The following is a 9931-nucleotide window of genomic DNA, read 5'->3' as shown; positions in this document are numbered from 1 at the left end:
GACGATCGGCACCGCTCGCACCCTCGTCGGTGTCTCCTCGAACCAATCGGGCGAGGAGGAATCGACGATCTCGGCGGACTCGAATGCCCCCTGCACCTGGGTGCGCCACTGGGGCCGCACCCGCTCTCCCACGATGTCGCGATAGAAGAGCGTGGCCGCACCGCTGGGCCGGGCATGCGCGACGGCGATGAACGACCCGTCCTCGGTCTGGATCCAGATCACGATGTCGGCAGAGGCGAGGTCTGCGAGAAGCTGACCGTCGCCGGCGAGTCGATGGAGCCATTCGACATCGCTGTCGTTCAGGCGCCCCTGGGCATGGGCGAGATCACTGAGGGTTGACACCTGACCAGCCTACGGTCAGATGCCTCAGAGAATCGCCAGCGAAGTCGCGCGCCACCGACGATCGATTCCCTCCAGCCGGACGGCGACCGCCCGGGTGCGGCCGGGCCCCGCCACCACGACGACGGCCTCGATCACCCCGTCGAGAGGTTCTGTGACCCTCAGCGCCCTGATCTCGAACGTCGGCCGCGCGGGCACCACCCCGCGCGCGCTGCGTGCCCTGGCGGACAGGTTCGCGCGGGTCACCAGGCTCCGGAACGCGTCTTCGCTGAGCCATCGGGCGAGCTGGTCGACCTCCCTGACCCCGGCGAGGACCTCGAGGACGCCGTGTGTGAGGCTGCGCAGAAGCGGTACAGGATCGGGAAGCTCGCTGGTCGACGTCGGCTGGGGTGCGAAGTACTCGTGCGGCATCATGACGGACTCTCGATCGGGACGGTCTGCGAGTGAGCCAGTACAGCAGCGCGTGCATCTCGACAGGGCCGGGATCGACGAAGAATGTGGATAACTCGTATGCCCCGTATCCCGGTCGCCTACGCTCTGTCGAATGCACTGGGACCGACTGTTCGAAGACCTCGAGGGCCAGCTCGCCTCGGAATGGGAGGCGGAGCGTGCGGTGCTCGATGCCGAGTCGGAGCGGCTGCGGATCGCGCGGCTGGATCTGCGCCATCGCCTGCGCGCACTGTGCGGCGGCGGCGCCGAGGCCACCATCGACCTCACGAGCGGGCGACGGATCCCCGTCTCGCTGCAGACCCTCGGAGCGGACTGGATAGCCGTGAGGACGAGAGGAACCGGCGGCGGCAGCCCCGCTTCCGGCACATCGATCCTGCCCCTCCTCGCGGTCGCGGGGATCACGCTGGATCACGGGATGATCCTCGCGAGTCTCGATGAGCCCGCGGCCGCCGACGTGCCACTGCGGGAACGGATGACGCTCGGCTTCGTGCTGCGCGATCTCGCCCGGCGTCGTGTGCCGGTGCGCATCACCACACTCGTCGGTGACGACCTCCACGGAACCATCGATCGTGCGGCCGCCGACCATCTGGATCTGGCCGTGCACGATCCCGGCGAAGCGCGATCGGCCGCGGCGGTGCAGGCGTTCCGCGTCGTCCCGTTCTCTTCACTCGTCGCGCTGCGGGCTTCGAGCGGTCAGATGCCCTGAGCGGCGGACGTTCCCCAGACCTCGGGGAAACTCGCCGTCTGAGACTGTCGCCACAGCGCCATCCGGCGGGCGATCTCCGATTCCTCGGACAGATAGCCGTCGAGGCTGGACTCCTCCACTCGCCACCGAGGCGGCGAACCGAGCCGAGCGCCCCTCAGCCTCCCCTCCTGCACGAGGGTGACCACCTCGTCGACGCCGATGCTCAGCAGCTCCGCCACCTGCGCCGGCGCGAGATAACGCGGTGCGCGAACGGGGGTGGCAGCCATGTGCCCATTCTCTCCCAGGCGCTCCCGCAGGTGCCGCCGGATCCTTCGCTGTGGATAACTCGCGAAGCGCCGAAGCCGATTCTGTGACGATATCGCCATGGCTTCCCTCTCTCCTCCCCGTCGCGCCTTCTGGGGCGACGTGCGATTCCTGATCGGCATCGCCCTGGTCGCTCTGTCGATCGGCGGGGTCTGGCTCATCGTCTCCGCCGCCGACGATGCGGTACCCGTTCTCCAGACCACCCGGACGATCACGCAGGGCCAGCCCGTGACCGCCGCGGATTTCCAGGTCGTCGACGTGCGACTCGGCGCTGCCGGTGAGGGATACCTCGGGCCCGACGACCTCCTTGCGGACAGCGTGGCGACCCGCACCCTCGACGGCGGCGAACTCGTCCCCGTCTCGGCGCTGACCGATGCGGAGGACAGCCGATCGACGACGGTGGTCATCCAGAGCACGACGGGAATCCCGGAAGGCGTCGCCGCGGGAACAGTCGTCGAGATCTGGCAGGCACCGCCGGTGGATGAAGGGCGCTCGTACGATGTCCCGCGCATCCTGGTCGCAGACGTGATCGTCCGCGACGTGCTCGAACCCGAGGGGGTGCTCTCCGAGGCCGGAACCCGGCTCGAGGTCGTGATCGACCGCGCCGATGTCGCCGACGTGCTCGCGGCGATCACGGGAGGCTCCGCGCTCTCGGTGGTGCCGGTCGGGGCGGGATCGTGACGGGCGTCGTCGTGGCCATCCCGCAGCCACGGGCGGATGAGCTGGCAGCGGAACTCGCCCTCGAAGGCGTCGATGTCATCGCGACCGTCCCCGCCGCCCCACTCGCAGAGATCCCGGACGGGGTGGAAGCGATCATCGTCCCCGCCACTCGATCGATCCTGAATGCGGACCTGATCGCACTGTGCGACCGTGCCGGAGTCCGTATCCTGGCTCTCGGCGCCGAGGACAGCCGACTGCTGGGCCGTCTCGGCCTCTCCACAGCGCTGCGACCTGACGCGGCGGGGTGGGAGATCGCAGCCGCGCTGCTGGCCGAGACGGACACGCCACCGCCACCAGAGGCCCAGCTCCCCCCTCGTATCGTCGCCGTCTGGGGACCACATGGGGCGCCGGGGCGGTCGACCCTGTCGATCCAGCTGGCCGTGGAGCTCTCCCGCACCGGACGCCGCACGGCCCTGGTCGACGCGGATACCGTCGCTCCTTCGCTCGCGATGCTTCTCGGTCTCGGCGACGACGCTCCCGGCATCGCCGCCGCCTGCCGGAGGGCCGAGCGCGGCGCGCTCGATCCGGCGGAGCTGACGCGACTGGCGACGACGGTGACGACGAGCGCGGGTGAGATCGAAGTGCTGCCGGGGATCAACCGCCCCAGCCGTTGGCCAGAGCTGTCATCCGCGCGCCTCGTCGCCGCGCTCGGCACCTGTCGCGGGTGGATCGACGAGACAGTGGTGGACGTCGCCGGTGCGTTCGACGCCGACGACGAAGTCACGTACGACCTTGCCGGACCACGACGTCACGCGGCGACCACGGCTGCGCTGCAGGAGGCGGATCTGATCGTGGCGATCGCATCGGCCGACCCGCTCGGTATCAGCAGGTTCATCCGCGATCATGCCGAGCTTCGCCGCCTCACCTCCCCCACGCCCGTCATCGTCGTGGTGAATCAGGTGCGCCCCGGCCCCCTCGGGATCGATGCGCGCGGGCAGGTGCGACGCACCCTGGAGAGGTTCGCCGGCATCACCGACGTCTTCTTCCTCCCCTTCGACCTGCGCGCGGCGGATGCGGCTCTGCTGCACGCCCGGCCGATGACCGATGTCGCGCCCCGCTCGCCGTTCGCCGCCGCCGTGCGGAGACTGGCGGCATCCCTCTCCCCGCCGGCGACGGCTACTGCCGGTAGCTCGAGAGGAAGTTCCCCAATCGTTCGACGGCTTCGCTCAGCACTCGGGGTTCGGGGAGCGTGACCAGTCGGAGGTGGTCGGGGGTCGCCCAGTTGAATCCGGTGCCCTGGACCAGCAGGATGTGCTCCGAGACCAGCAGGTCGTACACCAGACGGGCGTCGTCCCTGATCTCGTGCACGTTCGGGTCGAGTCGAGGGAACGCGTACAGCGCACCCTGGGGCTTGACGCACGACACTCCGGGGATCGACTCGAGCCCCTCCCACGCGATGTCCCGCTGTTCATGAAGACGCCCCGTCGGCGCGATGAGCGCCTCGATCGACTGCACTCCGGAGAGCGCCGCCTGCACGGCGTGCTGCGCCGGCACATTGGGGCAGAGTCGCGTGGACGCGAGCAGCGTGATGCCCTCCAGGAAGCCCTTCGCGTGATCCTGCGGCCCTGTGATGACCATCCAGCCCGACCGGTATCCCGCGACCCGATAGGTCTTGGAGAGGCCGTTGAAGGTCAGGCACAGCAGGTCGGGAGCGAGCGTGGCCGTGGGGATGTGCACCGCTCCGTCGAACAGGATCCGGTCGTAGATCTCGTCGGAGAGCAGCAGCAGCTCGTGCTCCCTGGCGATCTGCACCAGCCCCTCCAGGATCTGGCGCGAATACACGACGCCGGTGGGGTTGTTCGGGTTGATGATGACGAGAGCCTTGGTCCGCGGTGTGATCTTCGAGCGGATGTCTTCGAGGTCGGGCTGCCACTCGTCTTCCTCGTCGCAGAGGTAATGCACCGGTGTGCCGCCAGCGAGACTGGTCATCGCCGTCCAGAGGGGGTAGTCCGGCGCCGGGATGAGGACCTCATCGCCTTCGTCCAGCAACGCCTGCATCGTCATGGTGATGAGCTCGGACACACCGTTTCCGAGGTACACGTCATCGGGGTCGAACCGGGGGAAGCCCTCGATCTCCTCGTATCGGCTCACCACGGCACGTCGGGCCGAGATGATGCCCTTGCTGTCGCTGTATCCGTGTGCGGTCGGCAGCGCCGCCAGCATGTCGCGCACGATCTGGTGCGGGGCGTCGAAGCCGAAGATCGCCGGGTTGCCGGTGTTGAGCTTGAGGATCTTGTGGCCCTCCGCCTCCAGCCGCGCCGCCTCGACGAGGGCGTTTCCGCGAATCTCGTACAGGACGTTCTTGAGCTTCGACGACTGGTCGAAGTTGCGCGTTGGGGTCATCGGCCAAGCCTACAGCGACGAAAGGAGGGCCAATCCACGCGGACTGGCCCTCCTCTGCGCACGCCCTACTTCTTCTTCTTGCCCTGGGCCCGACGCTGCTCGCGGTTGCCTGCGGCCGGAGCCGCTGCATCGGTGCGCTGGCCGAAGGCTCCTCTCGGCGCCTCCTCCGGCTCGCTCTGCGGAGCCTGAGCGCGGGCAGCGGCCTGGCGTACGCGATCCGTCGCCGCCTGCTGGACCTGGCCGCGGTCGTTGCGGACCTCGACCTCGCCCGCATCGTTGGCCGCCGAGTACTCGAGACGCTGCTCTCCCCCATCGGTGGCGAGCCCCTTGGCTTCGACCTCCGCCGTCTGGGAGTCGCCGGCACGACGCACCTCGACTTCGAGGTTGTAGAGGTAGCCGACCGACTCCTCCTTGATCTGTCCCATCATCGACTGGAACATGGCGTAGCCCTCGCGCTGGTACTCGATGAGCGGATCGCGCTGGGCCATGGCCCGCAGACCGATGCCGTCCTTGAGGTAGTCCATCTCGTAGAGGTGGTCGCGCCAGCGGCGATCGAGCACCTGCAACACGACGCGACGCTCCAGCTCACGCGTCGCCGCTTCACCGAGGGCCTCTTCGCGCGCTTCGTACGCGATCTTGGCATCGGAGAGCAGCTCGCGGGTCAGGCCGTCGGCGTCGATACCGCCCCTGCGGTCGGCAGCCTCGGCGACGACCTCATCGATCGTCACCCCCACGGGGTAGAGGGTCTTGAGCTCGGTCCAGAGCGCGTCGAAGTCCCAGCTCTCGTTGTGGCCCTCGCCGGTGTGGTCGCGGACGACACCGCTGATGGCGTCCTCGATGAAGTGCTGCACCCGGTCGGCGATGTCGTCGCCCTGGAGGATCTGACGGCGGTCGGCGTAGATGGCCTCGCGCTGACGGTTCAGGACGTCGTCGTACTTGAGGACGTTCTTGCGCATCTCCGCGTTGCGGGACTCGACCTGCGACTGAGCGCTGCGGATCGCACGCGACACGAGACCGGACTCGATCGGCACGTCGTCGGGGAAGTTGGTCCTGGCGAGGATCGCCTCGGCAGCGCCCGACTGGAACAGACGCATCAGGTCGTCGGTGAGGCTCAGGTAGAAGCGGCTCTCGCCCGGGTCGCCCTGACGCCCGGAGCGACCGCGGAGCTGGTTGTCGATACGGCGGGACTCGTGGCGCTCCGTGCCGAGCACGTAGAGGCCACCGGCCTCGATCACCTTCTCGGCCTCCTCGGCGACGACGGCCTTCATCGCTTCGTACGTCTCGTCCCAGGCGACCTCGTACTCCTCGGGCGTCTCCACGGGGTCGAGCCCCTTGCCCTTGAGCTCCTGGACCGCGAGGAACTCGGCGTTTCCACCGAGCATGATGTCGGTTCCTCGTCCTGCCATGTTCGTGGCGACCGTGACGGCACCGAGGCGACCGGCGCGCGCGACGATCTCGGCCTCGCGCGCGTGGTTCTTCGCGTTGAGGACCTCGTGCTTGATGCCCTTCTTGGCGAGCAGACGCGAAAGGTACTCGCTCTTCTCGACGCTCACCGTTCCGACCAGCACCGGCTGGCCTTCGGCGTGCCGTTCGGCGATGTCCTCCACCACCTGCGCGAACTTCGCTGTCTCGTTCTTGTAGACGAGGTCGGACTGATCCTTGCGGATCATCGGCTTGTTGGTCGGGATCGGGATGACGCCGAGCTTGTAAGTCGACATGAACTCGGCGGCCTCTGTCTCGGCCGTACCGGTCATGCCGGCGAGCTTGTCGTAGAGACGGAAGTAGTTCTGCAGTGTGACGGTCGCGAGGGTCTGGTTCTCGGCCTTGACCGGAACCCCCTCCTTCGCCTCGATCGCCTGGTGGATGCCCTCGTTGTAGCGGCGACCGACCAGGATGCGGCCGGTGTGCTCGTCGACGATCATGACCTCGTCGTTCATGACGACGTAGTCGGTGTCCTTCTTGAAGAGCGCCAGCGCCTTGATCGAGTTGTTCAGGAACGAGATCAACGGCGTGTTCGCGGACTCGTAGAGGTTGTCGATGCCGAGGTAGTCCTCGACCTTCTCGATGCCGGGCTCGAGGACGCCGACCGTGCGCTTCTTCTCGTCGACCTCGTAGTCCTCGCCGACCTCGAGGGTGCGGGCGATCTTCGCGAACTCGGCGAACCACCGGTTCGCCTCGCCCGATGACGGGCCGGAGATGATGAGCGGGGTGCGCGCCTCGTCGATGAGGATCGAGTCGACCTCGTCGACGATCGCGAAGAAGTGCTCGCGCTGGACGAGATCCTCCTTGCGCCAGGCCATGTTGTCGCGCAGGTAGTCGAAGCCGAACTCGTTGTTCGTGCCGTAGGTGATGTCGGCGGCATACTGCTCGCGGCGCACTGCCGGAGTCTGACCGGAGACGATGATGCCGGTGGTCATGCCGAGCGCGCGGAACACGCGCCCCATGAGCTCGGCCTGGTAGCTGGCGAGGAAGTCGTTGACCGTGATGACGTGAACGCCCTTGCCGGCGATCGCATTCAGGTACGCGGGCAGCGTCGCGACGAGGGTTTTGCCCTCACCGGTCTTCATCTCGGCGATGTTCCCGAGATGAAGGGCGGCCCCACCCATGATCTGCACGTCGTATGCGCGCATGCCGAGGGTGCGCTTGGCGGCCTCGCGCACGGCGGCGAAGGCCTCCGGCATCAACTGGTCGAGCGTCTCGCCCTTCTCGAAGCGCGCGCGCAGCTCGGTGGTCTCGTTGCGCAGCTCGTCGTCGGTGAGCTTGGAGATGTCCTCTTCCAGTGCACCCACTGCCTTGACGACCTGATTCAGGCGGCGGATGACCCGCCCTTCGCCCGCACGCAGGAGCTTCTCAAGAGGATTGGCCACGGATGTCATCTCCCTGTCGGTGGGTGAACCGCCGGTCGTCGGTGAACCCGACGCCAGGCATACTTCGCCATGTTACCGGGCTGTGACCTGCACGTCGCCTGCATAGCCGTCCCGCGCGTCGAATCGGACGTTCGCGCGCCGACCATATACTCGGTATCGCATTCCCGGACGGCCACAGGAGACGAACGATGTCAGTACGCCAGAGTCTGCTCGCGATCCTCGCGCAGGGGCCGTGCTACGGCTATCAGCTCCGTCATGAGTTCGATCGCCGGACCGGTTCCATCTGGCCGCTGAACGTCGGGCAGATCTACAACACGCTCGAACGTCTCGAACGCGACGGCCTGGTCTCGCGCGGAGAGGCAGACGACCGGGGCCATGTGTACTGGCAGATCACCGACGCCGGACGGACGGAGGTCGACCGCTGGCTCTCCTCCCCCGTCATGCGCCCCCAGGGCACCAGAGACGAACTCGCCATCAAGGTCGCGGTCGCCGCCACGTTGCCCGGCGTCGACCCCGCAGCCGCGATCCAGTCCCAGCGATCCGCATCGCTCCGACAGCTGGAGGCGCTGCAGAGGCAGCGACGCGCACATCGGGACGTCGACGCCCCTGAGGGACTCGCGTGGTCGCTCGTCGCCGACTCGATGATCTTCGCCGCCGAGGCCGAGATCCGATGGCTGGACCATGCCGCACAGCGTCTGGGTGCCCACCCTCGCCACGCGATGACACTCGAGCTCACCGCCGATCGCCCGAAGCGGGGACGCCCGACGAAGGCCGAGACGGCGACGGCCGACGCGATCGCGGCGTCCTGACCCGGCCCGATGTCGCCCGGCTCGCTCACGCGGACCGGTTCCGCGTTCGCCCCGAGCGGATGCTCAGCCACCGCTGGCCCCCGGGAAACTAGGATCGGGTCATGGCTGGATTTTGGGGCAGACGCAAACGCGAACAGGAAGAACTCGCCGCTCAGGACGCCGATCTCGCACGCCGTGCTGAGCAGGCCCTGGTCAGCGCAGACGAGCGGATCCGCACGACCTCCGATGAGCTCGCCTTCGCGGAGGCGGAACTCGGCGAGTCGCTCACAGCCGATCTGCGCAGGGCGCTCGCGGCTGTACGCACCCATCTGCGGGAAGCGTTCCAGCTCCACCAGCTGAACCACGACGAGATCCCCGACACCGACGAAGAGCTGCGCACACGCAACGCGCGCATCCTCCAGCTCTGCGACTGGGCGCAGGACCTTCTCGACGAGAAGACCTCCGTGCTCGCCGAGTCGGTCGCCAAGGTACGCCGCGCACCCGAGATCATCGCCCAGGTGCGGGCAGACGCGGCGGCGCTGAGTGCTCGCATCCCGCAGACCAGCGAAGCCATCTCCCGCCTCTCGTCGCGGTATGCGGACTCCGCCATGCATCAGATCACCGCGAGTGCCGCCGAAGCGGAGCAGCTCATCAGCTTCGCGACCCACAGCGCCGACGTGTCGGAGCGCCGTCGGGCCGCGAAGCAGAACGAGGAAGCCAACGTGGCGCTCGAGACGGCGACCGAGGCCACCCGCCGTGCCTCCGCCCTGCTCGACGCCGTGGAGGACTTCGAGATCGAGGCACTTCGCGCGGAATCCACCCTCGCCGAGGTCGTCGCCGACTCGCGCGGCGATCTCATCGCGGCGCGAACAGCACCGAACGTCCCGGCCGTCGCCGACGCCGTCGCCGCCCTCCAGAGAGCGTTGGCCGCGCTCACACCCTCTGGGCAGCCGAACGACCCCTTCGCCGAGCTGTCCCAGCTGCGTGACGCCAACTCCGCGCTCGACGAGGCGATCGCCAAGGCCCGTCACAGGGCGGAGAACCCGCTGCCGAGCCTCGCTCAGGTGCAGCATGCCATCGACGACGCCGACCGCCAGCTGGGCGTCGCGCGAGGCCTCATCTCCGGCCATCGGGGGTGGATCGGCGCGGATGCCCGAACCCGACTCGCGGAGGCGGAGCGGCTGCGGGTCGACCTCTCGGACCTGCTGCCCGCAGAGGACACCCGCGAAGCCGCGCTCGTCCAGGCGCGCCGCGTGGCTCATCTGGCTTCCGAAGCACTGCAGCTCGCGCAGCGCGACATCGACTCCTCCCGTCCGCAGGATCAGGACTGGGGCGGCGGTGGCGGCTGGGGCGGCGGCGGACGACGAGGATGCCGGAGGCGAGGTCCCCGCCTCCGGCATCCTCGGCGGGCTCGT

At 68.3% G+C, this 9931-nt stretch carries 10 protein-coding genes; 5 read left to right on the top strand and 5 right to left on the bottom strand.

Annotation, left to right across the window (positions count from 1 at the left end):
• Both AX744_RS06795 and AX744_RS06790 read right to left on the bottom strand, forming a co-directional pair.
• A partial coding sequence (locus AX744_RS06795; protein WP_197429168.1) for a histidine kinase N-terminal domain-containing protein occupies positions 1-342 on the bottom strand: 342 nt, incomplete at its 3' end.
• 24 nt (positions 343-366) lie between these two features.
• Entirely contained in the window at positions 367-753 is a 387-nt protein-coding gene (locus AX744_RS06790) for an Rv3235 family protein (RefSeq protein ID WP_045262053.1), read from the bottom strand.
• A 130-nt stretch (positions 754-883) separates the two neighbouring features.
• On the opposite strand from AX744_RS06790, the gene AX744_RS06785 reads away from it, so the two are divergent.
• Positions 884-1495 carry a hypothetical protein gene (locus AX744_RS06785; RefSeq protein ID WP_061015953.1) on the top strand — a complete coding sequence of 204 codons (612 nt, stop codon included), beginning with the start codon at positions 884-886 and terminating at the stop codon, positions 1493-1495.
• Here the strand turns inward: AX744_RS06785 and AX744_RS06780 are convergent.
• Complete coding sequence (locus tag AX744_RS06780) at positions 1483-1761, bottom strand: helix-turn-helix domain-containing protein (RefSeq protein ID WP_046749818.1); 279 nt, start codon at positions 1759-1761, stop codon at positions 1483-1485. The genes AX744_RS06785 and AX744_RS06780 overlap by 13 nt on opposite strands.
• 97 nt (positions 1762-1858) lie before the next feature.
• Between AX744_RS06780 and AX744_RS06775 the strand changes: the two genes are divergently transcribed.
• On the top strand, positions 1859-2479 hold the full coding sequence (locus tag AX744_RS06775; RefSeq protein ID WP_061015951.1) for an SAF domain-containing protein: 621 nt from the start codon (positions 1859-1861) through the stop codon (positions 2477-2479).
• Complete coding sequence (locus tag AX744_RS06770) at positions 2476-3711, top strand: AAA family ATPase (protein ID WP_061015950.1); 1236 nt, start codon at positions 2476-2478, stop codon at positions 3709-3711. Before AX744_RS06775 ends, AX744_RS06770 begins: the two co-directional genes overlap by 4 nt.
• Here AX744_RS06770 and AX744_RS06765 read toward each other — a convergent pair.
• Positions 3635-4861: a pyridoxal phosphate-dependent aminotransferase gene (locus AX744_RS06765; protein ID WP_061015948.1), complete on the bottom strand. Its 1227-nt coding sequence runs from the start codon at positions 4859-4861 to the stop codon at positions 3635-3637. The two genes, AX744_RS06770 and AX744_RS06765, sit on opposite strands and share 77 nt — an antisense overlap.
• Before the next feature lie 65 nt (positions 4862-4926).
• Positions 4927-7728 carry a preprotein translocase subunit SecA gene (gene secA, locus AX744_RS06760; protein WP_061015955.1) on the bottom strand — a complete coding sequence of 934 codons (2802 nt, stop codon included), beginning with the start codon at positions 7726-7728 and terminating at the stop codon, positions 4927-4929.
• Between the two features lie 188 nt (positions 7729-7916).
• Between secA and AX744_RS06755 the strand changes: the two genes are divergently transcribed.
• Both AX744_RS06755 and AX744_RS06750 read left to right on the top strand, forming a co-directional pair.
• Entirely contained in the window at positions 7917-8537 is a 621-nt protein-coding gene (locus AX744_RS06755; protein WP_058633164.1) for a PadR family transcriptional regulator, read from the top strand.
• A 101-nt stretch (positions 8538-8638) separates the two neighbouring features.
• Positions 8639-9931: hypothetical protein (locus AX744_RS06750; RefSeq protein WP_231728753.1), on the top strand; the 1293-nt coding region annotated here is incomplete at its 3' end.

The sequence above is a fragment of the Microbacterium sp. CCH5-D1 genome, from assembly GCF_001557335.1.
GTDB lineage: Bacteria > Actinomycetota > Actinomycetes > Actinomycetales > Microbacteriaceae > Microbacterium > Microbacterium oxydans.
This window is presented reverse-complemented; position numbering and strand designations above follow the sequence as displayed.